Here is a 26,845-nt window from a genome sequence, read left to right as displayed (position 1 = left end):
CCCTTCCTCTCTCTTGCTCGCTATGCCTGACGCGGCCCACGCCACCCAGGTTCGCGTGCGGGCCGCCGGGGTGTGGTCAAGACGGCGCCACGTTACTGCAAGGACACGAGGTCCAGGTAGCGAACGGACGGGCGTCCCCCACTTTAGAGTGGTGGGGACGCACGGCGGAACGTGAGCTTCGGGAGGCGGCGGCCGGCATGGCAGACGGGCACGACTCGGGTCGCGACGGCCATCCGGCCGAGCCGGATCCGCTGGAGCGCTACTTCCGGCCGCGTCCCGGCGCGCACGCGGCCCCGGGCGACGACGGCGACGGCATCGAGGGCGTGACGATCGACGGGATGCCCGCGCCGCGCGTGTCGGTGGACGGCCCGCGCGGCCCGCGCCGTCCCGGCCGGGGGCTCAGCCCGCGCGCCGCGATGAGCGCCCGGCGGCAGAAGCGCTTCCTCACCCTGACCGGGACGATGTCGGCGGTCGTGCTGCTCACCTCGGGCGGCGCGTGGGCGTTCCAGAACTACGTCACCGGCATGATCGACAAGGTGTCGGTCAGCGGGCTCGGCAAGGGCAAGGACGCGCCGAAGGGCGCGATGACGATCCTCGTCGCGGGCGTCGACCGGCGCGAGGGGCTGACGAAGGCGCAGCAGAAGGCGGCCAAGCTCGGGCATTTCGAGGGCGAGCGCTCCGACACGATGCTGCTGGTGCACGTGTCCCGCGACCACGACAGCGTGTCCGTGGTCAGCCTGCCGCGCGACTCCTACGTGACGATCCCGGCGCACCGGTCGAACGGGTCGGAGGGCGCGAAGGGGTCGCGGGTCGGGGCCCGTCCCGGCAAGCTGACCTGGGCGTACCAGTTCGGCGGCCCCGACCTCACGGTCAGCACGATCAAGCAGGCCACCGGCGTGTCCATCGACCACTACGTCGAGGTGAACTTCTTCGGGTTCGTCCGCATGGTGGACGCGCTCGGCGGCGTGGACGTGTGCACCGAGCAGGCCGTGAACGACGCGAAGAGCGGGCTGCGGCTCCCCGCCGGGAAGTCGCACGTGGACGGACTGAAAGCGCTCGCCTTCGCCCGCGCCCGCTACACCCTGACCGGCGGCAGCGACCTCGGCCGCATCGACCGGCAGCAGCAGTTCATGGCGGCGATGCTGAAGCAGGCGCTGTCGACGAAGACGCTCGGCGACCCGGTCAAGTCGACGAAGTTCCTGAACGCGGCGCTGAAGTCGCTGCGCGTCGACGACAAGCTCGCCGACAACCTGCCGAAGCTCGCCGACCAGATGAAGGACCTGTCGACCGACGACCTCACGTTCGCGACGGTCCCGCTGTCCAACCCCGACTACAACACCGTCCTGTGGAACGCGCCGACCCAGCAGTCGACCGTCCAGTGGGACCACCACAAGGCCCGCGACCTGTTCACCCGGATCCGGCGCGACGAGCCGCTGGCCGAGCACACCGCGAAGCCGAGCGCGTCGCCGACGCAGAAGCCCGAGGACGAGCTGACCGTCCCGCCGGACGACATCTCCGTCCGCGTCCTGAACGCGATCGGCACTCCCGGGCTGGCGACGAAGGCGGGCGGCCAGCTGCGCAAGATCGGCTTCGAGGTCGCCGTCGTGCCGGGCGTGGCGCGGCGCGGCCTGCAGACCACGCAGATCCAGTACGGCCCCGGCCGGGAGGACTCCGCCAAGACGCTGGCCGCCGCGATCCCGGGCGCCAAGCTGAAGAAGGTGCCCTCGCTCGGCTCCCGCGTGCAGGTCATGGTGGGCGCCGACTGGGACGGCGTGAAGAAGGTGAAGGTGGCGGGCCCGAGCGCGTCGCCGTCCTCCTCCCCCGAGATCGAGACGGGCACCGCGACGTCCAAGCTCTGCGCCTGATCCCCGTCCACTAGAATAAAGTTCTGGTGGACGTGGAAGGGAGCACCATGAGCGAGGACGAGGCGTTCTACGAGGCCCTCGGCGGCGGCCGGTTCGCGAGCACCCCGGCCACGGCCGGCCCCTGGTCGCCGGGCCTCCAGCACGGCGGGCCGGTGTCCGGCCTGATCGGGCGGGCCTTCGAGCGGCACGATCCCGTCCCCGGCACGCGGGTGGCGCGGGTGACGGTCGAGATCCTCCGCCCGGTGCCCGTGGCCGTCCTCGACGTGAGCGTCCGGGTCGTCCGCCCCGGCAAGCGGATCGCGCTCCTCGAAGGCGAGATCACCCACGAGGGCAGCCCGGTCGTCCGCGCCTCCGCGTGGCGGATCATGGCGGCCCCGCCGCACCTGGACCCGGTCGCGCACGCCCCGGCCCCGCCGCCGCTCCCCGACACGACGCCGCCGTTCGGGCCGTGGCCCGGCGTCCACGTGGACGGCTACCTCTCCGCGATGGAGTGGCGGCTGGTGGACGGCGCGTTCGGCAGGTCCGGCCCCGGCACGACCTGGGCGCGCGCCCGCGTCCCGCTGGTCGCCGGCGAGGCCGACACGCCGCTCGTCCGAGCCCTCACCCTGGCCGACAGCGCGTCCGGCGTCGGCAGCCAGCTGGACTTCTCCAAGTGGCTCGTCATCAACACCGACCTCACCGTCGCGCTGCACCGCGACCCGGTCGGCGAGTGGCTGTGCATGGCCGCGTCCCTGGACGCCGCCCCCGGTGGCAGCGCCCTCTGCCAGGCCACCCTGGCGGACCCGTCGGGCGAGGTCGGCCGCGCCCTCCAGACCCTCCTGGTGGACGAGCAATCGTGACGGAACGCTCGTGATCGACTACACTGCGTAACAGATCAGTGACAGAACGCAGTCACCCGTCAGGAGTCCAGAGGATGTCGACCAGGGTTACCGGCCTGCTCACGATGGCCGCCGCCGTTTCGATGACGCTCACCGCCGGGATCGCCGCCGCGGGCACTTCGCTCGCGGCCCCGCCGCCGTCCCCTCATGACGAGGCCCCGCCGCCGGCGGCGTCCGCGGAGGGTCAGGCCGCGCCGGCCGCCGAAGAGAGCAAGGCCGACGCGGACTTCAGGGAGTGCGCGGACGCCGACTGCGAGGTCACGATCCGCGACGGCCAGACGATCAAGCTCGGCGAGCAGTACGGCGGCAGCACGGTCCGTGTCAAGACCGAGGACCAGCGGGTCACCTTCATCATCCGCGGCCAGGACACCAGGCTGACCAGCACGGTCGACGCGAGCCCGACGTCCGCGACGACCGCCAGCTACAACGGCGTCACGTTCCGCCCGCGCATGAACAAGGACGGCTCCGTCAACCTCAAGATCTCCCACAACTGATTCGCGACCACACGGGGACGGGCGCCCACCCGCCCGTCCCCCGGGTCCCGCACACGGCTCGCTTATGCCAAGCTCGGGGCTGTACGCCCTAAGATCGCTTGGCGAAGGTGTCATGAGCGAACCGCAGCCATTACGCCCCTGGGACCCGCAGTCCATCGGCCGCTACCGCCTGAGCGGCCTCCTGGGCGAAGGCGGCCAGGGCAGTGTCTACCTGGCCGCGCTCGACGCGGCCCGGGTCGCGGTCAAGCTGCTCCATCCCCGCTATGCCGCCCATGAGAGCGCCCGTGGCCGCTTCATGCGGGAGATCCAGGCCGCGCGGCTGGTCTCCGACTACACCGCCCAGGTACTGGACGCCGGTGAACACCGGGGCGTGCCGTACGTGGTCAGCGAGTACATCCCCGGACCGTCCCTGGCCGACCGCGTCGCGGCGGACGGGCCGTGCGCCGGCGGCGAGCTGGCCCGGCTGGCGTCGGGCACCCTCGCCGCGCTGGCGGCGATCCATGCGGCCGGCATCGTGCACTGCGACCTGAAACCGGAGAACATCCTGCTCGGCCCGGACGGGCCCCGCGTGGTCGACTTCGGGATCGCCCGCGCGCTGGAGACCATCGCTCCCAACGCCAGCCGCCAGATCGGCACGCCCGCCTACATGGCGCCCGAGCAGATCGACGCCGGGCTCATCGGCCCGCGCACCGACATGCTCGCCTGGGGCGCCACCCTCGCCTTCGCGGCCACCGGGACCCATGCCTTCGGCGCCCCGATCGGGCATGTGCGATAATGGCACAATGGAGGAGCAGGGATGGCGTGAAGTCGGGGGCCGGGTCGCAGAGGCTCGCAAGGCCCTGGGACTCAGCCAGGAGGCCCTCGCCACAGAGGTGGGCCTGGATCGCACGGCCGTCACCAAGATCGAGACTGGTCGGCGGCAGATCAGCTCACTGGAGCTTGTGCGCTTGGCCGACGCCCTTGACCGTCCCCTCCAGTGGTTCGTCTCACCCCCGCCCGCCGCCGTCGTCAGCCGGCGCGCGGCCCTGGAGGGACGACGGGGCTACCCGAAGGGCGATCAGGCGCTGAACGACATCTCGCGCGACATCGCTGTCCTCGTCGAGGTGTGTGCCCTCAAACCGAGCACCATCAAAGCCTCCTTGAAAGCCATCAACCCTGGAGATCCCGGCTGGCAAGCGGAGGAAGCCGCATCGCGGGCCAGATCACTGCTCGGTCTGGATCCCCGCTCTCCGATTCACGACCTGGCCGATGTCGTGGAGCGAGCCGGTCTCTATCCGTACTCCGTGGCCCTCGGAGACGACGGCGGGGACGGTGCATACGCCGAGGTTGACGGTGTCGGCGTCGCGCTCATCAATGGGGATCTCGATCCGGGACGGCGCCGGTCCACTCTCGCCCATGAATTGGGGCACCATCTCTTCGGCGACGCCTACTCCATCGATTGGGGGGCGGGCACCAGCGCCACGGAACAGGCGATCGATGCGTTTGCCGCCAACCTGCTCATCCCCCGCGCCGGTTGTACCGAACGCTGGCGAACACTCCGCACCGAGCACGAGCCGCGTCCCGCGGCGATCATCTTGAGCACCGAGTACCGCACGAGCTGGTCCGTCACCCTGCGTCAGCTCAGAACCTTCGAGCTGCTTTCGCGCGAGGAGTTCAGGGCGCTCGATTCCAGGTCTCCGACGCGTGCCGACTACCTCGAATGCGGCATGCGCGTCACGGAAGAACTCGCGGCCCCTTACCTTCCGACGGGTGTTGCCGCCGCCGCGATACGCGCCTACAGAACCCACCGCCTGTCCGCCGAGCGCATCAACGCAATGCTGCGCGGCCAGATCGACATCGACGACCTGCCGGCCCGGGACGAGGTGCCGCTGGAGGCGCTCCGGGGCGAACTCCGGTGAATCGCCGACGCTTGTCATCGACAGCTCACCGCTCAACTACTTCGCACGATCGAACCAGCTTCCGGTTCTGGAGAAGCTGCTGGCGGGTCACGAGTGCTTCATCACGTCCGCCGTTGAGGAGGAGCTCCTGCGGGGAGGTTCCCGGCACGCGCAGTTGTACCAAGCCGCGGCCCAGTCATGGCTGACCGTCGCCAACGAGACCGCTCTCTCGTACCTGGCCATGTTCTCCCAGTACCACGGACGACTCGGCGGCGGCATGCGCAACATTGGGGAGGCGACGACCCTGGCGTACGCGGAATTCCACAGCATTACCGCGATGGTCGATGATCGCGCCGGTCGCCGGCAGGGCGTCGAACGAGGCATCAAGGTCACCGGCACGCTGGAGACACTCTGCGGCGGCGGCCGAGACAAGATCATTGAGGTGGCGGAGGCCGCGGCCGTCGTGGACCTCCTGTCCGACCACGAAGCGTACTTGCCCTGTGACGGCGCCGGCTTCTTCGAATGGGCACGATGCGAGGGTCTGCTGGGGTGAGGAGCGGGGCGGCCGGGCACGGTCTTCGCCTTCACGGTCGTGGGCGGCGCTATTACCGCGGCCCTGGCCGACCCCTTGTGGGTCGCGTGACGCGGTTACTTGAGGAGCTGGCGGGCGATGACCATGCGCTGGATCTGGTTGGTGCCCTCGTAGATCTGGGTGATCTTGGCGTCGCGCATCATCCGCTCCACCGGGAACTCCCGCGTGTACCCGTACCCCCCCAGAAGCTGGACGGCGTCGGTGGTCACGTCCATCGCCACATCCGAGGCCAGCGCCTTGCACGCCGACGACACCAACGTCAGATCCGCCACCTTCTCCCCGCCCATCGCCCGCTCGGACTTGATCGCCGCGTGGTAGGTCAGCTGCCGGGCCCCCTCCAACCGCATCGCCATATCGGCCAGCATGAACTGCACACCCTGGAAATCGGCGATCGGCTTACCGAACTGCCGCCGCTCCCTCACATACCCCAGCGCGAAATCCAGCGCCCCCTGCGCGATCCCCAGCGCCTGCGCCGCGATCGTGATCCGCGTGTGATCCAACGTCGCCAGCGCCGTCTTGAAGCCGGTGCCCTCGGCGCCGATGATCCGATCGGCCGGGATCCGGGTGTCCTCGAAGATCACCTGCCGGGTCGGCGACCCCTTGATCCCCAGCTTGCGCTCCTTGGGACCGAACGAGACCCCCGGATCGGACTTCTCCACCACGAACGCCGAGATCCCCCGCGCACCCGCCGACGGATCGGTCACCGCCATCACCGTGTAGAACTCCGACACCCCCGCATTGGTGATCCACATCTTCGCCCCGTTGAGCACCCAGGCATCACCATCACGCACCGCACGGGTCTTCATCCCCGCCGCGTCCGACCCCGCATCGGCCTCCGACAACGCATAGGAGAACATCGCCTCCCCCCGCGCCACCGGCCCCAGATACCTCTCCTTCAGCTCCCGCGAACCCGCCAGCAGCACCGGCACCGTGCCCAGCTTGTTCACCGCCGGGATCAACGACGACGACCCGCACGCACGCGCGACCTCCTCGATCACGATCACCGTCGCCAACGCGTCCGCCCCCGCACCCCCGTACGATTCGGGCACGTGCACCGCATGCAGGCCATTGGCCACCAGCGCGTCCAGGGCCTCCTGCGGGAACCGCGACTCCTCGTCCACCTCCGCCGCGAAAGGAGCGATCTTGGCCTCGGCCAGCTCACGCACCGTAGCCCGCAGCAGCTCATGCTCCTCAGACGGCGCGTACGTGGGAAAGTCAGAACTCATGCCGCAGATGCTACCCGCCAGTAGGGGGCGTCCGGCGGCGCAGGTACCCGCCCGCAGTGGGCACGTGTCCACCAAGGCCGCACGTCGGCGACGGCGAATCGAAGGGAGCACGTCTTGACCCACCGGCTGACGGTCATCGGAACCGGGTACCTCGGCGCCACCCATGCGGCCTGCATGGCCGACCTGGGCTTCGAGGTGCTCGGCCTGGACGTGGACGCCGAGCGCATCGCGCGGCTGGCGGCCGGTGACCTGCCGTTCTACGAACCCGGCCTGGAACCCGTGCTGCGCCGGGGGCTGAAGACCGGGCGGCTGCGGTTCAGCACGTCCTACGAGGAGGCCGCGGAGTTCGGGGACGTCCACTTCCTGTGCGTCGGGACGCCGCAGAAGTCCGGGGAGTACGCGGCCGACCTGCGCTACGTCGACGAGGCGATCGCGTCGCTGGCGCCGCTGCTGCACCGCCCCTGCCTCGTGGTGGGCAAGTCCACCGTGCCGGTCGGGACGGCCGAGCGGCTGGCCGGCGCGCTCGCCCGGACGGCCCCCGTCGGCGGCGACGCCCTCCTCGCCTGGAACCCGGAGTTCCTGCGCGAGGGGTTCGCCGTCCAGGACACCCTGCACCCCGACCGGATCGTGGCCGGGCTGCCCACCGAGCAGGGCGCCGCCGAGCACGCCGAGAAGGTGCTCCGCGAGGTCTACCGGACGATGCTCGCCGAGGGCACCCCGTTCATCACCGCCGACTACCCGACCGCCGAGCTCGTGAAGGTGTCGGCCAACGCGTTCCTCGCCACCAAGATCTCGTTCATCAACGCGATGGCGGAGGTCTGCGAGGCCGCGCACGCCGATGTGACGAAGCTCTCCGAGGCGCTGTCCTACGACGACCGGATCGGCGGCAAGTTCCTCGGCCCGGGGCTCGGGTTCGGCGGCGGCTGCCTGCCCAAGGACATCCGGGCGTTCATGGCGCGGGCCGGCGAGCTGGGCGCCGACCAGGCGCTGACCTTCCTGCGCGAGGTCGACGAGATCAACATCCGGCGGCGCATCCGGATGGTGGACCTCGCCCGGCAACTCCTCGGCGGCTCGTTCGTCGGCCGGACGGTCGGCGTCCTCGGCGCCGCGTTCAAGCCGAACTCCGACGACGTCCGCGACTCGCCCGCGCTGGACGTGGCCGCGTCCATCCGGGCCCAGGGCGCCAAGGTGACCGTGTACGACCCGCAGGCCATGCCGAACGCGCGCCGCGCCCAGCCGACCCTCGACTACGGGGAGTCGGCGCTGTCCGCCGCCCGCGACGCGCACGTCGTGCTGCTGCTGACCGAGTGGGCGGAGTTCCGGGGCATGGACCCGCACGTGCTCGCCGAGGCCGTCGCCGAACGCAACATCGTGGACGGCCGCAACGCCCTCGACCCCGAGCGCTGGCGGGCGGCCGGCTGGAACTACCGCGCCCTGGGACGCCCGTGAACCGGCGGGAAGCAACGGGTGCGAGCGGCTGTTGTCGTGGGCATGGCTGACGAATTCGCCGACCCGGACGTGATCCGGCGGCTGCTGACCGAGTCCGGGACGTGGGCGTTCGTCGGGCTCGCCGACAACCCCGGGCGCGAGGTCTACAACCAGGCCCGGCTCCTGCAGCGGCGCGGGAAGCGGATCATCCCCGTCCACCCGGCGGCGGCGGAGGTGCTCGGCGAGCAGGGGTACGCCTCGCTCGCCGACGTCCCCGCCGAGGTGGACGTGGTCGGCGTGTACCGGCGCGCCGAGCACGCCGGGCAGGCGGTGGACGAGGCGATCGCGGCCGGGGCGAAGGCCGTGTGGCTGCCGCTCCAGGTGATCGACGAGGCGGCCGCCCGGCGCGCGAAGGACGCCGGGCTCGACGTCGTCATGGACCGCTGCCCCGCCGTCGAGTGGGCGCGCCGCTAGAGCCTCTCGCGGAGCCGCGCGCCCTTCGCCTTCGCCTGGCCGTAGAGGTCCTGCTGGAAGACCTTCATCTTGGCCCGCAGCTCCTCGTCGGACGCGGCCAGGATGCGCACGGCCAGCAGCCCGGCGTTGCGGGCGGCGCCGACCGCGACCGTCGCGACGGGGACGCCGGCGGGCATCTGGACGATCGAGAGCAGTGAGTCCATGCCGTCGAGGTACTTCAGCGGGACGGGCACGCCGATCACCGGCAGCGGCGTCACCGAGGCCAGCATGCCCGGCAGGTGCGCGGCGCCCCCCGCGCCCGCGATGATCACGCGGAGGCCGCGGGCCGCGGCGTCCTCCCCGTAGGCGATCATGTCGTGCGGCATGCGGTGCGCGGAGACGACGTCGGCCTCGTACGGGACGCCGAACTCGGCGAGCGCCTGCGCGGCGCCCTCCATGACGGGCCAGTCCGAGTCACTGCCCATCACGACGCCGACGACCGGATCGCTCACTTTTGCTCCCTTTTGACCTTCTCGCCCATCGCCGTGCCCCAGCGCAGGTAGTCGGCGGCGTGCCGGGCCCGTTCGCGGACGCCGTCGAGGTCGGCGCCGAGCGCCGTGACATGGCCGATCTTGCGTCCCGGCCGCGACTCCTTGCCGTACATGTGCACCTTGACGGCCGGGTCGTGGGCCATCACGTGGATGTAGCGGGAGTAGACGTCCGGGTCGTCGCCGCCGAGCACGTTGGCCATGACCGTGTACGGGGCGGTGGGTTCGGTGGAGCCGAGCGGCAGGTCGAGGACGGCCCGCAGGTGCTGCTCGAACTGCGACGTGCGGGCGCCGTCGATCGTCCAGTGCCCGGAGTTGTGCGGGCGCATGGCCAGCTCGTTCACCAGGAGCCCGGTCTCGGTCTCGAACAGCTCGACGGCCAGCAGGCCGACGACGTCCAGCTCGTCCGCGACGCGGAGCGCGAGGCTCTGCGCCTCGGCGGCGAGGTCGTCGGAAAGGCCCGGCGCGGGCGCGATCACCTCGGTGCAGATCCCGCCCTCCTGGACGGTCTCCACGACCGGGTACGCGGCGCCCTGCCCGTACGGGGAGCGGGCGACGAGCGCGGCCAGCTCCCGCCGGAACGGGACGTACTGCTCGACCATCAGGTCGACGCCCTCCGCCAGCAGCCGCTCAGCCTGCCCGTCGGGCCCGTCGACGATCCAGACGCCCTTGCCGTCGTAGCCGCCGCGGGTGGCCTTCAGCACCAGCGGCCGTCCGTGCTCGGCGGCGAACGCCTCCAGGAACGCCTCGGGATCGGACGGCGGCACGTGCGCGTACGCGGGGCACGGAACGCCCAGGCCGCTCAGCCTTTCCCGCATGACCAGCTTGTCCTGGGCGTGGGCCAGGGCCGCCGAGCCCGGACGGCACGGGAGGCCCGACTCCTCCAGCGCCACGATGTGCGGGCCCGGGACGTGCTCGTGGTCGAAGGTCACCACGTCGCAGCCCTTGGCGAACGCCAGCAGGTCGTCGCGGGACCGGTCGTCGCCCACCCGGACGTCGGGCACGACCTTGGCCGCCGAATCGTCCGGCGCCCCCGCGAGGACGCGCAGCGACACGCCGAGCGCGATCGCGGCCTGCTGCGTCATCCGGGCGAGCTGGCCCCCGCCGGCCATGCCGACCACCGGCGGTTCCACCCGGCGATCCGGGGGGCTCGGGGAGCCGTCCCCCCTCGAAGGACGCTGAACTGTCACGTCAGAAGGTTATCGGCCGCCCGCCCCGAACGAATCCGGCGGCCCCGGCGTCGTACGTGTGTGGGGATCTCGGCAATGGGCAAGGAACGGGCGGAGAGCAAGAAACGTTCATGTTCCGACGTCCCAGCCGCCACAGGCGTCTATCCTCGTGGTGCCTCCGCATCAGCCGCCGCGCCGTCGGCCGTGGCGTACAACGAAGTCCGGAAGGACGGTTCCCCTTCGTGAGCCTGGTCGCCAAACTCCACCGGCGGTTCGCGCACCTCGTGCGGGAACTCGCCAAGTTCGGCAGTGTGGGCGCCATCGCGTTCGTCATCACCGTCGTGATCGGCAACGGCCTGCACACCGGGCTCGGAGTGGGCCCGCTGACCTCCAACGGCGTCGCGACGATCATCGCGACGACGTTCGCCTACCTGGCGAACCGCTACTGGACGTTCCGCCACCGCGACCGCACCGGTCTCGGCCGCGAGTACGTGCTGTTCTTCGCCCTGAACGGCGTCGGGCTGGTGATCACCGAGCTGTTCATCGGCTTCTCGCACTACGTCCTCGGGCTGGACGGCGCCGTCTTCTACAACATCGCGCTGGTCATCGGCACCGGCGTGGCGACGCTGTTCCGCTTCTGGTCGTACAAGAAGTGGGTGTTCCTGCCGTCGAGCGCCCCGAGCGTCGACCCGGCGTCCGGCCTCCCCGAGGCCCCCGCCGCGCCGGACGTCCCGGGTGTGCACCGCGCCGACGTCCAGCGCCTCGGCCACCCCCTGGACGCCCGCGCCGCCGAGGACTACGCCGAGATCTGACGGCCCCCGCTCCGAGACCACCGAGCCGGCCCGCCCCCCACGGGGCGGGCCGGCTCGTGTTCGTCCCGGCCGACCCGGTAGCTCCCATTAGGCGGGGCCCATGACCACGCGTTCGGTGGCGAGGCGGGCTTCCGCGGCCTCCCGGAGGAAGATCCGGAAGACCGCCGGGCGCGACCGGATCAGCTGCAGCTGGCCGCCGTCCACGACGGCCAGGGAACGGGCCAGGTAGAGGCCCAGGCCGGTGCCGTGGCCGCCGCTGACGCTGCGGTCGAAGATGCGGGGCTCCAGCTCGGGCGGTATCCCGGGGCCCTCGTCGCCGATCTCGACCAGCACCGACCCCGCGCCCGGCTTGGTGTGGATGGTGACGGCGCCCGCCCCGTGCACCAGCGAGTTCTCCAGCAGGGTCGCGACGATCTGGGAGAGGCCCTCCGGATTGGTCAGGCCGACGAGGCCCTGCTCGCCGGTGATGCGGACGTCCCGGCCGGCCTTGCGGAAGCTCGGCCGCCACTCCTCGACCTGCTGGGCGATCACCTCGTCGATCGGGGACGGGACGGCCCCGCCGGTCGGGTCGTGGCGGGCGCGCGCGAGTAACTGCTCGACGACCGCGACGAGCCGTTCGGCCTGCGCGACGGCGGCCTCGCCCTCCTCCCGGACGACGTCGGGGTAGTCGGCGGCCTCGATCATCTCCTCCAGCCGCATGGACAGCGCGGTCAGCGGCGTGCGGAGCTGGTGGCTGGCGTCGGTGGCGAACTGGCGGCCGGCGACGACCAGATCGGTGATCCGGACGGCGCTGCGGTCCAGCACCTCGGCGACCTGGTCGATCTCCGGGATGCCGTAGCGGCGGGGACGCGGCCGGGCGTTGCCGCTGCCGAGCCGGTCGGCGGTCTCGGCGAGCTCGCGCAGCGGCAGCATGAACCGGCGCGCCTGGACCATCGCCAGGCCGACGGTGACGGCGACGCCGAGCAGCGCCAGGCCGGCGATCAGCAGGATCAGCCGCAGCGCGGCGTCCCGGACCTCCGACACCGGGCGCGACACGCGCACCCGGACCGCGCCGTGCGTCGCGGTCGCGCTGAGGACGCGGCCGTGCGGCCGCCGCCCGGCGGTGAGGGTGCGGCCGTCCGGCAGCGTGACGGAGACGCGCCGCCCCGGGTACTCGCGGGCGATGACCGCGCCGGTCACGGGCTGCGGTTTCTCCAGGCTGTAGCCGACGCTGCCTGCGATGGAGGACGCCTCCCGGTCGAGCGACCGGCCGGCCTCCTCGTAGACGAGCTTGTGGGCGGCGTAGGCGAGGGGTATGCCGAGCAGGAGGATCGCGACCACCGCCACCGCGAGCGTCGACAGGAGGAGTCGGCGCCTCATCAGGGCTCCTTCGAGGGTGGGGCCGCGGACAGCGCGGCACGCGCCGGGAGCCTCTCGGGAAGGCCCCCGGTCGTCCCGACCGGCCGCGGCGGCCGGTGCTAGTCGCCGCGCTCGAACCGGAAGCCGACGCCCCGCACCGTGGTGATGTAGCGGGGACTGCCGGCGTCGTCGCCGAGCTTGCGGCGCAGCCAGGAAATGTGCATGTCGAGGGTCTTCGTGGAACCCCACCAGTTGGTGTCCCACACCTCGCGCATGATCTGTTCTCGGGTCACGACCTTGCCCGCGTCGCGGACGAGGACGCGCAGCAGGTCGAACTCCTTGGTCGTCAGCTGGAGCTCCTGCTCGCCCATCCAGGCGCGGCGCGACTCGGCGTCGATCCGCACCCCCTGGACGATCGGGGTCTCCGTGCTGCCCCGGCGCAGCAGCGCCCGCACCCGCGCGAGCAGCTCGGCCAGCCGGAACGGCTTGGTCACGTAGTCGTCGGCGCCCGCGTCCAGCCCGACGACGGTGTCGACCTCGTCGGCCCGGGCGGTCAGGATCAGGATGGGCACGCCGTGGCCCTCGGCCCGCACCCTGCGGGCCACCTCGAGGCCGTCCAGCTCGGGAAGGCCGAGATCGAGGACGATCAGGTCCACACCGCCGCCGAGCGCCCGCTCCAGCGCCTGCGGGCCGTCCGGGCTTACTTCGACGGTGTACCCCTCGCGACGCAGCGCGCGGGCGAGAGGCTCGGAGATGGACGTGTCGTCCTCGGCGAGCAGTACTGAGGTCATGAACCGATCGTATGACCATTCTTGACCATTACCGGGCTGCCGCCGCGCTCTTGACCTGCGGTTTGCCACTCGTAGTACATCCGCGAACACGACATATCCGCCACTACCCGAGTTTAGGTCGCATTACGCGCGTCCAGCGGTCAGTGAAAAACCGCGGCGGAGGCCGCCGGCAGCTCCACGGAGGAAGTTCGTGAATCACCGCGCCCCTCACCGTCCAGGCGAATTGCCGGATCTGACGCGAGCAGCAGCCGGGCCCGGCCGCCGGGCGGCGCCGCGGGGAGGACGACCGGGACGTCCCCGAGGTTCGCCGCGACGCAGACGCCGCCCCGCCACATCATCAGCCAGCGCGCCCCGTTCTCCTCCGCCTCGACCCGCACCGCGGTCAGCCGGGGGTCGTTCAGCTCGGGTCTGGCCCGCCGCAGCGAGATCAGCGCACGGTGCCATTCGAGCAGGTCGGCATGGTGCGGGTCGTCGATCTCGGTCCAGTCGAGGACGGACCGGCGGAACGTGTCCACAGCCTGTGGATCGGGCACCTCGCCCGCCCAGCCGTGCCGCGCGAACTCCCGCCGGCGCCCCTCGCTGACCGCGCGCGCCAGCTCGGGGTCCTGGTGATCGGTGAAGTAGCACCAGGGGGTGGAGGCCCCCCACTCCTCGCCCATGAAGAGCATCGGTGTGAACGGCGCGAGCAGGAGCAGCGCCGCGCCCACTTTGAGTAGCCCTGGGGACGGCAAGAGCGCGCCGATGCGGTCGCCGGAGGCGCGGTTGCCGACTTGGTCGTGGTTCTGCAGAAAGCCGAGGAAACGGTGTGCGGGTGTTTCCCGGACGTTCACGGGGCGCCCGTGGCGCCGTCCCCGGTAGGCCGACATGGTCCCGTCGTGGACGAAGACTTCGGTCAGGGCCTTCTTCAGCGTTTCCAGGGACCCGAAGTCGCAGTAGTAGCCCTGCCGTTCGCCGGTGAGGGCGGCGTGCAGAGCATGGTGGAAATCGTCGCTCCACTGCGCGTCCAGACCGTACCCACCCGCTTCTCTGGAGGTCACCAGGCGCGGGTCGTTCAGGTCCGATTCGGCGATGAGAAAGAGGTCCCGCCCGAGGTGGGCGGATTCCGCGGCCACCGCGCGTCCCATTTCTTCGAGGACGTGCACGGCGCTGTGGTCGGTGATGGCGTGGACGGCGTCGATCCGCAGCCCGTCGAAATGATAATCGCGCAACCACATCAGCGCGTTCCGCACGACGAACGCGCGAACCTCGTCCGAGCCCTCCTGGTCGAAGTTCACCGCGTCGCCCCAGGGCGTGGCGTGCGCGCCGGTGAAGTACGGGCCGAAGTTCCCCAGGCAGTTCCCGTCCGGCCCCAGGTGGTTGTAGACGACGTCCAGGACGACGGCCAGGCCGCGCGCGTGGGCGGCGTCCACGAAGCGCTTCAACCCGTCGGGACCGCCATAGGGCTCATGCGGCGCCCAAAGGTGGACACCGTCGTACCCCCACCCGTGCCGGCCGGGGAAGGACGCGACGGGCAGCAACTCCACCGCGTCTATCCCGAGCGCGACCAGATGGTCGAGGCGTTCGGCGGCGGCGTCGAACGTCCCCTCCTGCGTGAACGTGCCCACGTGCATCTCGTACAGGACGCTGCCGGGGAGCGGACGTCCGTGCCAGTGCTGGTCGGTCCAGGCGAACCGTCCGTGGTCGTAGACACGGCTCTGGCCGTGCACGCCGTTGGGCTGCCAAGGCGAGCGGGGGTCGGGCAGTACGTCGTCGGCGCCGTCCAGGACGAAGCCGTAGTCCGTCCCATGTCCCGCGCCGGGAACGCGGGCCTCCCACCAGCCGGAGGGCCGCGCCTCCATGGCGTGCCGCGCGCCGCCGACCGCGACCTCGACGCGTTCGGCGGCGGGCGCCCACACCGCGAACCGGGTGCTCACCTATCGATCTCCCTGGGGACGAGCAGCGCGACGGGCAGATGCTGGAAGACGCGGGCCGCGTCCAGGATCGGGCCCATGTGCGTGCAGCCGGTCAGGACGTCCCGCCAGCCCTGCCGGCGCACGTCCACCCTCGTGCCGGACCAGCCGCCGCGGCGCTCCAGCCCGACGGGGAGCCGGGTCGCGAGCGCGACCGCGTCGCCGCGGGCGAACCCGACCAGGTGCTCGGCGGCCGGCCCGCGCGCCGTGACCGGCTCGTGCCGCGACCCGGGCCCGAACCACTCGGGATGCGCCCGCCGCACCCGCAGTGTCCGCGATGTGACCAGCAGCTTCTCGTCGTCGACCTCCTTCGGGCGGCGGCCGGTGTCGAGCCGGGCGAGGTGCTCGCGGCGCCGCCCGTAGTCGACCGGGCGCCGGTTGTCGGGGTCGACGAGCGCCAGCCCGGTCAGCTCGCAGCCCTGGTAGACGTCCGGGACGCCCGGCATCGCCAGCTGGACGAGCTTCTGCCCCAGCGTGTTGACGCGCGCGTAGGGCGACAGTTTCGCGACGAACGACGTCATGTCGGTGATGAGGTCGGCGTCGGCCAGGACGTCCCGCGCGTAGGCGAGAACGGCCTCCTCGTACTCGGCGTCCTGCTCGACCCAGGACGTGCGGGTCTTGGCCTCGCGCATCGCCTTGACGAGGAACTCCTCCAGGCGGCCACGGGTGATGGGCCAGGCGCCGACGAGCGTCTGCCAGAGGAGGTATTCGAGGTCGGGCTCCAGCGGCGATGGGGCGGAACCCCATGTGCGCCAGCGTTCGACCGCTTCCGTCCACTCGCCCGGGAGTTCGGCCAGTACGGACAGCCAGGCCCGCACGTCCTCCTCGCGCTTGGTGTCGTGCGTGGACAGCGTCGTCATCGTCAGCGGCCAGTCGCGCGCGAGCCGGATGCAGTGCGCGTGGAAGTCCTCTGGGCTGACGGAGAACCGCCCTGGCGCGCCGCCCACCTCGTTCAGCGCGGCCATGCGGTTCCACCGGTAGAACGCCGTGTCCTCCACGCCCTTGGCCGCGAGCGGCGCCGACGTCTGCTGGAACCGCACGATGAACTCGGCGTCGGTGCGCTCGCCCCGTCCCAGGGCGAGGTCCACGACGGCCTCCAGGTCACCGTGCAGGTCCTCCGGGAGATGAGCGCTCGCACGGTCGGCGGCTTCGCTGAGGATGTCCACGGCGTGCTGCGGCGCGTCCTCCCCGGGGACGACGTAGGCGCGGTAGACCGGCATGGCGACGAGCAGTTCGACCAGGGCCCGCTCCATACCGGGACGGCGTTCGCCCACGACCCGGTGGAGGACGCGCAGGAGCCGGTCCATCTCGGGCTTGAGGCCGTGCGTCGCCGCGTACAGGCGGGCCTCGTGCTCGACCTCTTCGAACTCGGCCGGATTGCCCGTCAGCGACACGTAGTAGTCGGTGAGCGGCTTCTCCCCCGCCGGGTCGACGAACAGCCCGCCGATCATGCCGAGCGAGTCGTAGCCGGTGGTGCCCGCGCACGGCCAGTCCGGCGGCAGCCGCTCCTCGCCCTCGGTGATCTTCTCGACGAGCAGCCAGCGGCCCGGGGCGGCCTCCGCCAGCCGCCGCAGGTAGCCGCGCGGGTCGGCGAGCCCGTCCGGATGGTCGATGCGCAGGCCGTCCACGAGGCTCCGCTCGACCAGGCCCAGCAGCAGCGCGTGCGTGCGGCGGAAGACCTCCGGATCCTCCTGCCGCAGCCCGATCAGCCCCGATATGTCGAAGAAGCGGCGGTAGTTCGGCTCGCCCTCGCCGGGCAGGACGATCCGGCCGCCGCCCGCGTTCCAGTCGACGTCGAACCATCTCGCGAACGGCGAGCCCGGCCCGTCCGCCAGGGCGCCGGACAGCGGCAGGTTCAGCCCGTGCGGATCGGGGATCGCCATGTGGTTCGGGACGACGTCGACCAGCATCCGCAGGCCGTGCGCGCGGAACCGGGCCGCCATGGCGCCGAACGCCTCCGCCCCGCCCAGCTCGTCCGAGAGCCGGGAGTGGTCGACGACGTCGTAGCCGTGCGTGGAGCCGGGCGCGGCCTGCAGGACCGGCGACAGGTAGACGTGGGACACGCCGAGGGACGCTAGGTAGGGGGCGAGCGCGGCGGCCTCGGCGAACCCGAAGCGGCCCTCGGGCGTCCCGCGGAGCTGGAGGCGGTAGGTGCCGGACGGGGGCGCGGCGAACGGGTCCTCGGCGGGGATGTTCTCTTCGGCCGGGGTCTTCTCGGTGCTGTGGTCCTCGGACACGGTGTCCTCTGGGGGGTCGTCGGGGAGCGGTTCCTCTGCGGCGGGCGCGGCATCGGCGGGCACGGGATCGGGGGGCGCGGGATCGGGGGGCGCGGGATCGGCGGGCATGGCGTCGGCGTCCTCAGAGCCGGCGCAGGACCTGGATCGAGCGGGCTCCCACCGGGACGATCTCGCGGGCCTTCACGACGGGCGACTCCTCCTCGGCGAGCAGCGGGTCGGCGGTGTCGAGCATCTTGATCCACATCTGCCCGTAGACGGCGGGCGGGAGCGTGAACGGCAGGTCGCCGTCGTGCGCGTTGAACAGCAGCAGGAACGAGTCGTCCCGGACCTGCCGCCCGCGCCGGTCGGGCTCGCCGATCGCGTCGCCGTTCAGGAACACGTTCAGCGACTTGTTGAAGCCGGCCGACCAGTCCCTGTCCGCCATCTCCTGCCCGCCGGGCGTGAACCAGACCAGGTCCGGCAGCTCCTCGGACTCGGCGTCCGCCTCGCCCTTGCGCCGCGCGGCCTTGCGGGCCCGCTTCGTCCGCTGGTCGCCGAGGAAGAAGCGCCGCCGCCGGAACACCGGGTGCTCGGTGCGCAGGGCCGACAGCCGCCGGACGAAGTCCAGCAGCGGGCCGCGCTCGTCGAAAAACGTGTCGTCGCGCAGGCCCGTCCAGTCGACCCAGGAGAGCTCGCCGTCCTGGCAGTAGGCGTTGTTGTTGCCGCCCTGGGTCCGGCCTATCTCGTCGCCGTGCAGCAGCATCGGGACGCCCTGCGAGAGGAACAGCGTGGTCAGGAAGTTGCGTTTCTGCCGTTCACGCAGCGCGATGACGTCCAGGTCGTCCGTGGGCCCCTCGTGCCCGCTGTTCCACGACCGGTTGTCGTCGGTCCCGTCCCGGTTGTTCTCCCCGTTCGCCTCGTTGTGCTTGCCGTCGTAGGAGACGAGGTCGTGCAGGGTGAACCCGTCGTGGCAGGTCACGAAGTTGATCGAGGCGATCGGGCGGCGCCCGTCGTCGGCGTACAGGTCGGACGAGCCCGTCAGCCGGGACGCGAAGTCGGGCATCGAGCCCGGCTGCCCGCGCCAGTAGTCGCGGATGGTGTCGCGGTACTGGCCGTTCCACTCCGTCCACAGCGGCGGGAAGTTGCCGACCTGGTAGCCGCCCTCCCCGATGTCCCACGGCTCGGCGATCAGCTTCACCTGGGAGACGACCGGGTCCTGCTGGACGAGGTCGAAGAACGCCGACAGCCGGTCGACCGCGTGCAGCTCGCGGGCCAGCGTCGCCGCGAGGTCGAAGCGGAACCCGTCGACGTGCATCTCGGTCACCCAGTACCGCAGCGAGTCCATGATCAGCTGGAGCACGTGCGGGCTGCGCATCAGCAGGCTGTTCCCGGTGCCCGTCGTGTCCATGTAGTAGCGGGGGTCGTCCTCGGCGAGCCGGTAGTACGAGGCGTTGTCGATGCCCCGGAACGACAGCGTCGGCCCGAGGTGGTTGCCCTCGGCGGTGTGGTTGTAGACGACGTCCAGGATCACCTCCATGCCCGCCTCGTGCAGGGCCTTCACCATCGCCTTGAACTCCAGCACCTGCTCGCCCCGCTGCCCGGACGAGGAGTACTCGTTGTGCGGCGCGAAGAACCCGATCGTGTTGTAGCCCCAGTAGTTGCGCAGGCCGCGGCTCGTCAGCGCGTCGTCGTGGACGAACTGGTGGACGGGCATCAGCTCCACCGCCGTCACCCCGATCGAGCGCAGGTGATCGGTGATCACCGGGTGGGCGAGACCCGCGTAGGTGCCGCGCAGCGCCGGTGGGATCTCCGGATGCCGGGCGGTGAGGCCCTTGACGTGCGCCTCGTAGATCACCGTCTCGTGGTAGGGGATGCGCGGCGGGCGGTCGTCCCCCCAGTCGAAGTACGGGCTGACGACCACCGACCGCATCGTGTGGCCCGCCGAGTCGGCGTCGTTGCGCGACCACGGGTCGCCGAACTCGTAGCCGAAGCACGACTCGTCCCAGTCGACCGTCCCCTCGACGGCCTGCGCGTACGGGTCGAGGAGCAGCTTCGCCGGATTGCAGCGGAGCCCGTCGCGGGGCTCGTACGGCCCGTGCACCCGGTAGCCGTACCGCCGCCCCGGCATGACGCCCGGCAGGTAGCCGTGCCACACGAAGGCGTCCACCTCCGGGAGCACGAGCCTCGTCTCCTCGCCGTCGCCCGCCGGCCCGTCGAACAGGCAGAGCTCCACTCGCTCCGCCGTTTCGGAGAAGACGGCGAAGTTGGTGCCCGCGCCGTCGAACCGGGCCCCGAGGGGGTAGGCGTCGCCCGGCCAAACCTGTGCCAATGTCCCGTCCTCCCAGTCGTGCCGCGACGGGCCCTGTCACGGCTGCGACGCGGGGGCCCGGGGCGGACGCCGGAAGCCCTTCCCCCTGAGGGGTGGATCACACCGATCGGGAGGCCACTGGTCAGAACGGACATTCGTGAGTTACCTTAGGCATGCCTTACCTCAATAAGGGCACCCTAAGGGTGAGAGGTCGGGGCCGAGCCAGCAAGAGCCGCACGGAAGGTCTCCTACCGGCATGTACGTCTGCGTGTGCAACGCCATCACCGAGGACGACGTCCACGGCTGCATGGCGAGCGGTTGCGCGACCGCCAAGGCCGTCAAGGCCGCATGCGGCTTCAAGCCCGGCTGCGGCATGTGCACCAAGCGCATCTACACCATGGTCAGCCAGTACCGCACGGCCAACGAGCTCGCGGACGCCCTGACCGGCGGCCCGCTCGCGCTGACCGCCGTCCCCGAACCGTCCCCCGGCGCCGGGCCGGGGGCGCCCGCGCCGGCCGTCCCGTCCGGGCCGGCCGCCGCCGAGACCGCCGTCATCGAGGGAGCCGCTCCGCAGACCGCAGCCTGAGTTCCTCCGCCGCCCGCACGGCCCGCCGCGGAACCGGACATGCGCCGTGCGGGGTCAGTGCTGTCCTCAACCCGTCCGGCATGGAAGCATGGGCGGCATGGAAGGCGACAAGGACATCATCGCGCTGCTGAACGAGCAGCTCACCGCGGAACTCACGGCGATCAACCAGTACTTCCTGCACTCCAAGATGCAGGAGAACTGGGGTTTCCTCCGCATCGCCAAGCACACTCGCGACGAGTCGTTCGACGAGATGAAGCACGCGGAGCGGCTCACCAACCGGATCCTGTTCCTGGAGGGGCTGCCGAACTACCAGAAGATCGGCACGCTGCGGATCGGGCAGACCATCGTCGAGCAGCTCAAGGCCGACCTGGAGATCGAGATGGAGGCCGTGGCGCGGCTGCGTCCCGGCATCGAGCTGATGCGCTCGCGCGGCGACGTCACGTCCGCGCGGCTCTTCGAGCACATCCTCGCCGACGAGGAGGAGCACATCGACTACCTGGAGACCGAACTGAGCCTCGTCCAGGCGCTCGGCGAGCAGAACTACATGCAGCGCCTCACCGACTCGCCCAGCGAGAGCGGCCCCAGCGTCTACTGACGGTCAGCCGGTCTTGCGGCGCAGCACGTACGGCTGGACGATGCCGAGGCCGCGGACCGGGCGCCGCACGATCCGCGTCACCTCGTAGGCCGGGTTCTTCTCCAGCCGCGCCGCAAGCTCGCCGTCGATCACGACCGAGCCGGGCCGGGCCAGCGAGGTGAGCCGGGCCGCGAGGTTGACGGTCGTGCCGAAGACGTCGCCCATCAGCGGCAGGACGGGCCCGTACGCGACGCCGACCCGCACGTCCGGGACCTCGGTCTCGTCCTGGATGGCCGCCGCCACCGTCAGCGCGATCTTCGCGCCGACCTCCGGGGTCTCCGCGCTGAACAGCACCTCGTCGCCGAGCGTCTTCACCAGCCGGCCGCCGCACGAGGCGATGATGTCGGCGGCGGTCTCCTCGAACCACTCCACGACGCGAGCCAGTTCGATCTCGTCCAGCTCCCGGCTGACCTGCGTGAACGACACCATGTCGGCGAAGCCGACGGTGGTCATCGGGCGGCCCGCCGGGTCGCCGTTCTCCCGGGTCGCCGCCGCGGCCAGCGCGCGGGTGCCCGCCGCGGCGAGCTGCCGCCGCCAGGCGTGCACGACCAGCGGCTCGAACTCCCCGATGTGCTTCTCCGCGATGTCGACGACCGTGTCGACCGCCTCGGCGGAGGGCAGGTCGTGCGGGTCGGGGGCGAGCATGCTGCGCAGCAGGTTGACCTGCCATTCCGCGAGCCGCGTCATCGTCTGCCCGAACGCCCGGACGAGGCGGATCACGCCGTCCTCGTCCAGGATGCCGTCGTCGACCAGCCGGCGGAGCCGCTCCAGGGCCGCGACGTCCCCCTCGGTGTAGGCGATCGTCTCGTCCGGCATGGACGGGTAGCCGAACGCCCGCCAGATCCGGCCGGCGAAGTCCCGGGAGACCCCGGACCGCCGGACGGCCTCGACGCGGTTGTACCGCAGCTCGCCGCCGAGCAGGAGCTCCTCGATCTCCTTCGGATCGGGCAATCCGGCCGCCATTTCCCGCCCCTCAGGCCGCCGCCGCCATGGGCCGCGGCGACGGCGTCGTGACTCGGTACAAGGACATATCGTTGCAGATCAGCAATCGGATCAACGCCCGGACGGGGAATCCGCGTTCCCCGTTCACCGGACGTGCACCACGTCGCCCGCGCTGACCGCGCTGTCCCCGCCCTTCCCCGCGACCACCAGGCGCCCCGCCCCGTCCACGTCCGTCGCCGTCCCGGCCAGCCGCTCGCCGCCGGGCATCTCCACCCTGACCTCGCGCCCGAGCGTCGTGCACAGGTCGCGGTAGGCGGTACGGAGCCCGCTGGTCTCCGGATCACCGGCCAGCGCCGTCCACTCCTGGTACCAGGTCCCGAACTCGCGCAGGATCGCGCGCAGCAGCGGCGCCCGGTCGCTCAGCGGCGCGCCCTCGATCGCGAGGGACGTCGCGGTGGGCACCGGCAGTTCCTCCGCCCGCAGCCCCACGTTCAGCCCGACCCCGATCACGAGGCCGTCCTCGACCTTCTCGGCGAGGATCCCGGCGAGTTTCCGGTCCCCGACGAGGACGTCGTTCGGCCATTTGAGGCGGGCGTCCACGGCCACGTCGGCGGCCTCGCCGAGGAACCGGTCCCCCGTCTGCGACCAGGCGGTCATCCTGCGGACCGCGGTGGCGACGGCGACGCCCGTCAGCAGCGGCGCCCACCCGAGCAGCGGCACCGGCACGGCGGGCCGCAGCAGCATCGAGAACGCCAGCCCGGACCGGGCCGGCGCCGTCCACGTCCGGCCCTGGCGGCCCCGGCCCGCCGTCTGCAGCTCGGTGGCCAGCACCGTCCCCTCCGGCGCCCCCTCGCGCGCCCGCGCCGCGAGGTCGGCGTTGGTGGAACCCGTCTCGTCCACGACCCGGATCTCCCGCCACAGCCCGCCCTTCCGGACGAGCGCCCGCTGGAGCGCCCCCTCGTGCAAGGGCGGCCGGTCGAGATCCCCGTAAGCTGAGTCCACCCCTATATCCAACCCCAAAGCGGGTTCGATCTTGGGGGCGGCCGTCCGGGAAGCCGCCCCCCGCTCGTTAGGGTGCGGCTATGGATCGTGTGACGCTGCGGCGCGACGGACATGTCGCGGAGATCGTGCTGGACCGGCCCGAGGCCATGAACGCCCTGTCGACCGCGATGGCGCGGCGGCTGACGGCCGTCTGCGCGGAGGTCGCGGCGGACGCGTCCGTCCGCGCGGTGGTGCTGAGCGGGGCGGGCGAGAAGGCGTTCTGCGTCGGCGCCGACCTCAAGGAGCGCAACGCGATGACCGACGCGGAGATCTTCGCGCAGCGCACGGTCTTCCGCGGCGCGTTCGGCGGCGTCCTGAACCTGCCGCAGCCGGTCGTCGCGGCCGTGCACGGCTACGCGCTCGGCGGCGGCTGCGAGTTCGCGCTGTCCACCGACCTGATCGTCGCGGACGAGACGGCCGTGTTCGGCCTCCCCGAGGTGCGCGTCGGCCTCGTCCCGGGCGGCGGCGGGACGCAGCTCGCGCTGCGCCGCCTCGGCCCCGCCAGGGCCGCCGACCTGGTGTTCACGGGCCGCCGCCTGGACGTCGACGAGGCCGTCGCCTATGGCCTCGCCGACCGCAAGGTCCCGGCGGGTCACGCCCGCGAGGAGGCCCTCGCCCTCGCGGGCGTGATCGCGAAGAACTCCCCGGTCGCCGTCCGGGCCGCCAAGCGCGCCCTGCGGCAGGGCGCGGGCGTCAGCCTGGACGCGGGCCTGGACCTGGAGGAGAACGCCTGGCGCACCGCCGCCGCCTCCGCCGACCGCCGCGAGGGCATCGCCGCCTTCAACGAGAAGCGCGAGCCCGACTGGGGCTGAGGTCGTCGGAGCGGCCCTCCGCCAGGCGGGCGCACTGGGCGGTGGGGCGGCCGTCCCCGCGGAAGAAGCCGGCCTTGACCGAGCCGTCCCGGGGCCGGCCGGCGGGCGAGTCCTCCCAGTCCTCCCGGCGCCCGTAGGCGCCGTCCTCATGGGCCGATCCTGCCCGGGGTCTCGGACACCACCCGCGTGCCGCCCGTCGCGGGAGGGCCGTGATCGCGCCGGTCAGCCGGTGTTCTGGAGGCCGGCGGCGACGCCGTTGACGGAGAGGAGGAGCAGGTCCTCCAGGTGGGCCCGCTCCTCGTCGTTCTCCACGCCCGCGCGGAGGGCCTTCAGGGCCCGCAGTTGCAGGTGGGAGAGGGCGTCCACGTAGGGGTTGCGGAGTTCGACCGCGCGGGACAGCACCCGGCGGTTCTCCAGCAGGCGGTCGTGGCCCGTCACCGCGAGGACGAGGCGGCGGGTGCGGTCGTACTCGGTCAGGACGGTCTCGGAGAGCTCGGGGCGCCCGCCCAGGGCCAGGTAGCGTTCGGCGATCGCGCGGTCGGACTTGGCGAGGCTCATCTCGGCGTTGTCGAGCAGGGTGTTGAACAGCGGCCACGCCTCGTACGCCTCGCGGAGCTCGGCGAGGTCGCGGCCGTCGTCGGAGACGGCCGCGAGGCCGCTGCCCAGGCCGTACCAGCCGGGCAGGTTGACGCGGGTCTGCGTCCAGGCGAACACCCACGGGATGGCGCGCAGGTCCTCCAGGCCGCGGGCGGCCTTGCGGCGCGCCGGGCGGGAGCCGATGCGCAGCTCGGCGATCTCTTCGAGGGGGCTCACCCGGGCGAACCAGACGGCGAAGTCCGCGGTCTCGATCAGGCCGCGGAACGCCGCCTTCGCGGAGTCGCTGATCTTGTCGGCGAGGGGGCGGAAGCGGGCGGCGGCCTCCCGGGCGCGGTCCTGGACGGGGTCCGTCGAGGCGAGCAGGACGGCGCTGGTGACCTGGTCGACGTGCCGGCGGGCGATCTCGCGGTGCCCGTAGCGGGCGAAGATGACCTCGCCCTGCTCGGTGACCTTGAAGCGGCCCGCGACCGAGCCCGGCGCCTGGGCCAGGATGGCGCGGTTGGCGGGGCCGCCGCCGCGGCCGAGCGAGCCGCCGCGCCCGTGGAAGAGCGTGAGCCTGATGTCGTGGCGCGCCGCCCACGCGGCCAGGGCCTCCTGGGTGTCGTACAGGCGGAGGGTCGCGCTGGTCGGGCCGAGCTGCTTGGCGGAGTCGCTGTAGCCGAGCATGACCTCCAGGCGGCGGCCGGTCTCGTCCAGGCGGCGCCGCACGGCGGGGATGTCGAGCATGCCGTCGAGGACGGACGGGGCGCGCTCCAGGTCCTCCCCGGTCTCGAAGAGCGGGATCACGTCCAGGACGGGGGCGCCGTCGCCGAGGGATTCGGCGAGCGCGTGCACGTTGGCGATGTCCTGCGCGGAGCGGGTGAACGAGACGACGTAGCGGTGGCAGGCGCGGACGCCGAAGCGTCCCTGGATCCAGGCGACGACGCGGAGCGTCTCCAGGATCTCGGCCGTCATCTCACTATGCGGTTGCCGGGGGGTGTGGGGGGTCGTCCCCCCACCGGTGGCACGCTCGCCGTCCAGTTCGGCCAGGGCCTGCTCGTGCAGTTCGGAGTGCTGGCGGATCTCCAGCTCGGCGAGGTGGAAGCCGAACGTCTCGACCTGCCAGATCAGCTGCTGGAGGCGGCCGTACGCCTGCCGGGCGGCGCCCGCGCCGGCGAGGGAGTCCTGGACGGCGCGCAGGTCGGCGAGGAGGTCGTCCGGGGACGCGTACGCCAGGTCGGCGTCGCGCTCGCGGGTCGCGGCGATGCGGGCGGCGGCGTGCAGCAGGACCTGGCGGTGCGGCTCGCCGGGCGAGCGCTTGCCGATCTCGGCGATCAGCCGCGGGTGCGCGGTGCGCGCGGCGGCGAGGACGCCCAGCAGCTCCGCCGACGCGGGCGTGGTGGTCTCGTGGACGGTCAGCTCGCGGCCGATCCGGGCGCACGCGTTCTCCAGGGCGCGCAGGATGTGCTCCGCCTGGATCGTGACGGCGTCCCGGGTGACCTGCGCGGTGACGTAGGGGTTGCCGTCGCGGTCGCCGCCGATCCAGCTGCCGAACCGCAGGTAGGGGCGGGCCCTGGGCGGCCGGGTGCCGGTGCCCTCGCGGTCGAGCGCGCGGTCGAGGGAGCGGTAGATGTGCGGCACGACCCGGAAGATCGTCTCGTCGAACGCGGCCATCGCGGTGCGGACCTCGTCCAGCGGGTCGAGCTGGGTGTGCCGGCGCAGCGCGGTCCGCCAGAGCAGGTCGATCTCCTCGCGGAGGCCGCGCTCGATCTCCTCCCGCTCGGACGTGCCGGGCGCCTCGTTCAGGTGCGCGAGCAGGTCGCTGATCCGCTGGATGGCGGTGACGACGGCGCGGCGGCGCGCCTCGGTCGGGTGCGCGGTGAAGACGGGCCGGAACTCCAGGCCGTCGATGATCCCGTCGAGCCGGCCGTCCCCGGAGGCCCGGATCTGCTCGATCGCGGCGGCCACGGAGCCGGGGACGGTGTCGGCGGTGTCGCGCTCCCGCAGCGTCCGGATGCGGTGGTGCTCCTCGGCGAGGTTCGTCAGGTGGAAGTAGACCGTGAAGGCGCGGGCGACCTGACCGGCGCGCTCCAGCGTCCAGCCGTCGACGAGGGCGGCGACCTCGTCGATGCCCGTCTCGCCGCGGCGGGCCGCGATCACCGCGTGGCGGAGCCGCTCGACGTCGTCCAGCAGCCCTTGGCCGCCGTACTCCACGAGGCCGTCGCCGAGCATGGCGCCCAGCAGCCGGACGTCGCGGCGCAGCGGTTCGGGCATGTCCTGCCGAAAGGTGTCACGCGTCTTCGTAGCCAC

The 26,845-nt window shown here is 72.1% G+C and carries 23 protein-coding genes; 12 read left to right on the top strand and 11 right to left on the bottom strand.

The annotated features are described in order from the left end of the window. Positions 1 to 197 precede the first annotated feature (197 nt). The 6 genes from SM611_RS12075 (at position 198) to SM611_RS37635 (ending at position 5,667) form a co-directional block, all read left to right on the top strand. Complete coding sequence (locus tag SM611_RS12075; RefSeq protein WP_371949570.1) at positions 198 to 1,865, top strand: LCP family protein; 1,668 nt, start codon at positions 198 to 200, stop codon at positions 1,863 to 1,865. 47 nt (positions 1,866 to 1,912) lie between these two features. Beyond that, the gene (locus SM611_RS12070; RefSeq protein ID WP_371949568.1) at positions 1,913 to 2,704 is read left to right on the top strand and encodes a thioesterase family protein; all 792 of its coding nucleotides are present in this window, start codon (positions 1,913 to 1,915) and stop codon (positions 2,702 to 2,704) included. Positions 2,705 to 2,778: 74 nt separating this feature from the next. Beyond that, complete coding sequence (locus SM611_RS12065) at positions 2,779 to 3,237, top strand: hypothetical protein (RefSeq protein WP_371949566.1); 459 nt, start codon at positions 2,779 to 2,781, stop codon at positions 3,235 to 3,237. 112 nt (positions 3,238 to 3,349) lie between these two features. Continuing rightward, positions 3,350 to 4,012, top strand: coding sequence for a serine/threonine-protein kinase (locus SM611_RS12060; RefSeq protein WP_371949564.1), 663 nt, complete (start codon positions 3,350 to 3,352; stop codon positions 4,010 to 4,012). 7 nt (positions 4,013 to 4,019) lie between these two features. Continuing rightward, positions 4,020 to 5,135 carry a helix-turn-helix domain-containing protein gene (locus SM611_RS12055; protein ID WP_371949563.1) on the top strand — a complete coding sequence of 372 codons (1,116 nt, stop codon included), beginning with the start codon at positions 4,020 to 4,022 and terminating at the stop codon, positions 5,133 to 5,135. A gap of 16 nt (positions 5,136 to 5,151) precedes the next feature. Next, the gene (locus SM611_RS37635) at positions 5,152 to 5,667 is read left to right on the top strand and encodes a PIN domain-containing protein (RefSeq protein ID WP_504230280.1); all 516 of its coding nucleotides are present in this window, start codon (positions 5,152 to 5,154) and stop codon (positions 5,665 to 5,667) included. Between the two features lie 95 nt (positions 5,668 to 5,762). On the opposite strand, the gene SM611_RS12045 is transcribed toward SM611_RS37635, so the two are convergent. Next, positions 5,763 to 6,932, bottom strand: a complete 1,170-nt coding sequence (locus tag SM611_RS12045; protein ID WP_371949560.1) for an acyl-CoA dehydrogenase — start codon at positions 6,930 to 6,932, stop codon at positions 5,763 to 5,765. Between the two features lie 114 nt (positions 6,933 to 7,046). Between SM611_RS12045 and SM611_RS12040 the strand changes: the two genes are divergently transcribed. Beyond that, positions 7,047 to 8,381: a UDP-glucose dehydrogenase family protein gene (locus SM611_RS12040; RefSeq protein WP_371949558.1), complete on the top strand. Its 1,335-nt coding sequence runs from the start codon at positions 7,047 to 7,049 to the stop codon at positions 8,379 to 8,381. 42 nt (positions 8,382 to 8,423) lie between these two features. Beyond that, on the top strand, positions 8,424 to 8,834 hold the full coding sequence (locus SM611_RS12035) for a CoA-binding protein (RefSeq protein ID WP_371949556.1): 411 nt from the start codon (positions 8,424 to 8,426) through the stop codon (positions 8,832 to 8,834). Here SM611_RS12035 and purE read toward each other — a convergent pair. Together purE and SM611_RS12025 are read right to left on the bottom strand one after the other, a co-directional pair. Further along, complete coding sequence (gene purE / locus SM611_RS12030; protein ID WP_371950029.1) at positions 8,831 to 9,298, bottom strand: 5-(carboxyamino)imidazole ribonucleotide mutase; 468 nt, start codon at positions 9,296 to 9,298, stop codon at positions 8,831 to 8,833. The two genes, SM611_RS12035 and purE, sit on opposite strands and share 4 nt — an antisense overlap. 23 nt (positions 9,299 to 9,321) lie before the next feature. Further along, positions 9,322 to 10,494, bottom strand: coding sequence for a 5-(carboxyamino)imidazole ribonucleotide synthase (locus tag SM611_RS12025; protein ID WP_371949554.1), 1,173 nt, complete (start codon positions 10,492 to 10,494; stop codon positions 9,322 to 9,324). A gap of 278 nt (positions 10,495 to 10,772) precedes the next feature. Here SM611_RS12025 and SM611_RS12020 point away from each other — a divergent pair, with 278 nt between their 5' ends. Continuing rightward, positions 10,773 to 11,342: a GtrA family protein gene (locus tag SM611_RS12020; RefSeq protein ID WP_371949553.1), complete on the top strand. Its 570-nt coding sequence runs from the start codon at positions 10,773 to 10,775 to the stop codon at positions 11,340 to 11,342. Positions 11,343 to 11,429: 87 nt separating this feature from the next. Here the strand turns inward: SM611_RS12020 and SM611_RS12015 are convergent, their stop codons facing one another. From SM611_RS12015 to glgX, 5 genes are all read right to left on the bottom strand, one after another. Further along, on the bottom strand, positions 11,430 to 12,701 hold the full coding sequence (locus SM611_RS12015) for an ATP-binding protein (RefSeq protein ID WP_371949552.1): 1,272 nt from the start codon (positions 12,699 to 12,701) through the stop codon (positions 11,430 to 11,432). A 98-nt stretch (positions 12,702 to 12,799) separates the two neighbouring features. Then, positions 12,800 to 13,471, bottom strand: a complete 672-nt coding sequence (locus SM611_RS12010; RefSeq protein WP_026402549.1) for a response regulator transcription factor — start codon at positions 13,469 to 13,471, stop codon at positions 12,800 to 12,802. A 140-nt stretch (positions 13,472 to 13,611) separates the two neighbouring features. After that, positions 13,612 to 15,384 carry a malto-oligosyltrehalose trehalohydrolase gene (gene treZ / locus SM611_RS12005; protein ID WP_371949551.1) on the bottom strand — a complete coding sequence of 591 codons (1,773 nt, stop codon included), beginning with the start codon at positions 15,382 to 15,384 and terminating at the stop codon, positions 13,612 to 13,614. Next, positions 15,381 to 17,765 (bottom strand): malto-oligosyltrehalose synthase, encoded by a 2,385-nt coding sequence (treY, locus tag SM611_RS12000; RefSeq protein ID WP_371949549.1) that lies wholly within the window; start codon positions 17,763 to 17,765, stop codon positions 15,381 to 15,383. Before treY ends, treZ begins: the two co-directional genes overlap by 4 nt. Positions 17,766 to 17,778: 13 nt before the next feature. Continuing rightward, positions 17,779 to 19,965, bottom strand: coding sequence for a glycogen debranching protein GlgX (glgX, locus tag SM611_RS11995; protein ID WP_371949548.1), 2,187 nt, complete (start codon positions 19,963 to 19,965; stop codon positions 17,779 to 17,781). 235 nt (positions 19,966 to 20,200) lie between these two features. Between glgX and SM611_RS11990 the strand changes: the two genes are divergently transcribed. Together SM611_RS11990 and bfr are read left to right on the top strand one after the other, a co-directional pair. After that, positions 20,201 to 20,530 carry a (2Fe-2S)-binding protein gene (locus SM611_RS11990; protein WP_371949546.1) on the top strand — a complete coding sequence of 110 codons (330 nt, stop codon included), beginning with the start codon at positions 20,201 to 20,203 and terminating at the stop codon, positions 20,528 to 20,530. 97 nt (positions 20,531 to 20,627) lie between these two features. After that, positions 20,628 to 21,125, top strand: coding sequence for a bacterioferritin (bfr, locus tag SM611_RS11985; protein WP_371949544.1), 498 nt, complete (start codon positions 20,628 to 20,630; stop codon positions 21,123 to 21,125). Positions 21,126 to 21,128: 3 nt separating this feature from the next. On the opposite strand, the gene SM611_RS11980 is transcribed toward bfr, so the two are convergent. Together SM611_RS11980 and SM611_RS11975 are read right to left on the bottom strand one after the other, a co-directional pair. Then, a complete protein-coding gene (locus SM611_RS11980) occupies positions 21,129 to 22,127 on the bottom strand; it encodes an adenylate/guanylate cyclase domain-containing protein (protein ID WP_371949542.1) in 999 nt (332 codons plus the stop codon). 123 nt (positions 22,128 to 22,250) lie between these two features. Continuing rightward, the gene (locus SM611_RS11975; protein ID WP_371949540.1) at positions 22,251 to 23,108 is read right to left on the bottom strand and encodes a biotin--[acetyl-CoA-carboxylase] ligase; all 858 of its coding nucleotides are present in this window, start codon (positions 23,106 to 23,108) and stop codon (positions 22,251 to 22,253) included. Positions 23,109 to 23,188: 80 nt separating this feature from the next. On the opposite strand from SM611_RS11975, the gene SM611_RS11970 reads away from it, so the two are divergent. Continuing rightward, a complete protein-coding gene (locus SM611_RS11970; RefSeq protein ID WP_371949538.1) occupies positions 23,189 to 23,959 on the top strand; it encodes an enoyl-CoA hydratase/isomerase family protein in 771 nt (256 codons plus the stop codon). A 222-nt stretch (positions 23,960 to 24,181) separates the two neighbouring features. On the opposite strand, the gene SM611_RS11965 is transcribed toward SM611_RS11970, so the two are convergent. Continuing rightward, positions 24,182 to 26,809: a phosphoenolpyruvate carboxylase gene (locus tag SM611_RS11965; RefSeq protein ID WP_371950028.1), complete on the bottom strand. Its 2,628-nt coding sequence runs from the start codon at positions 26,807 to 26,809 to the stop codon at positions 24,182 to 24,184. Positions 26,810 to 26,845 lie beyond the last annotated feature (36 nt).

Source organism: Actinomadura monticuli (genome assembly GCF_041463655.1).
Classification (GTDB): Bacteria; Actinomycetota; Actinomycetes; order Streptosporangiales; family Streptosporangiaceae; genus Spirillospora; species Spirillospora monticuli.
The sequence above is the reverse complement of the archived record's forward strand: the minus strand, read 5'-3'. Positions and strand labels throughout refer to the sequence as shown.

Excerpts from the sequence above, each read along its gene's own strand:
- SM611_RS12065 (WP_371949566.1), top strand. The coding sequence starts at position 2,779 with ATGTCGACCAGGGTTACCGGCCTGCTCACGATGGCCGCCGCCGTTTCG.
- SM611_RS12045 (WP_371949560.1), bottom strand. The coding sequence starts at position 6,932 with ATGAGTTCTGACTTTCCCACGTACGCGCCGTCTGAGGAGCATGAGCTG.
- SM611_RS12010 (WP_026402549.1), bottom strand. The coding sequence starts at position 13,471 with ATGACCTCAGTACTGCTCGCCGAGGACGACACGTCCATCTCCGAGCCT.
- SM611_RS12075 (WP_371949570.1), top strand. The coding sequence starts at position 198 with ATGGCAGACGGGCACGACTCGGGTCGCGACGGCCATCCGGCCGAGCCG.
- SM611_RS12035 (WP_371949556.1), top strand. The coding sequence starts at position 8,424 with ATGGCTGACGAATTCGCCGACCCGGACGTGATCCGGCGGCTGCTGACC.
- purE (WP_371950029.1), bottom strand. The coding sequence starts at position 9,298 with ATGGGCAGTGACTCGGACTGGCCCGTCATGGAGGGCGCCGCGCAGGCG.
- SM611_RS12060 (WP_371949564.1), top strand. The coding sequence starts at position 3,350 with ATGAGCGAACCGCAGCCATTACGCCCCTGGGACCCGCAGTCCATCGGC.
- treY (WP_371949549.1), bottom strand. The coding sequence starts at position 17,765 with ATGCCCGCCGATCCCGCGCCCCCCGATCCCGCGCCCCCCGATCCCGTG.
- SM611_RS12055 (WP_371949563.1), top strand. The coding sequence starts at position 4,020 with ATGGAGGAGCAGGGATGGCGTGAAGTCGGGGGCCGGGTCGCAGAGGCT.
- SM611_RS11990 (WP_371949546.1), top strand. The coding sequence starts at position 20,201 with ATGTACGTCTGCGTGTGCAACGCCATCACCGAGGACGACGTCCACGGC.
- SM611_RS11980 (WP_371949542.1), bottom strand. The coding sequence starts at position 22,127 with ATGGCGGCCGGATTGCCCGATCCGAAGGAGATCGAGGAGCTCCTGCTC.
- SM611_RS11970 (WP_371949538.1), top strand. The coding sequence starts at position 23,189 with ATGGATCGTGTGACGCTGCGGCGCGACGGACATGTCGCGGAGATCGTG.
- SM611_RS11965 (WP_371950028.1), bottom strand. The coding sequence starts at position 26,809 with ATGCCCGAACCGCTGCGCCGCGACGTCCGGCTGCTGGGCGCCATGCTC.
- bfr (WP_371949544.1), top strand. The coding sequence starts at position 20,628 with ATGGAAGGCGACAAGGACATCATCGCGCTGCTGAACGAGCAGCTCACC.
- SM611_RS12070 (WP_371949568.1), top strand. The coding sequence starts at position 1,913 with ATGAGCGAGGACGAGGCGTTCTACGAGGCCCTCGGCGGCGGCCGGTTC.
- SM611_RS12015 (WP_371949552.1), bottom strand. The coding sequence starts at position 12,701 with ATGAGGCGCCGACTCCTCCTGTCGACGCTCGCGGTGGCGGTGGTCGCG.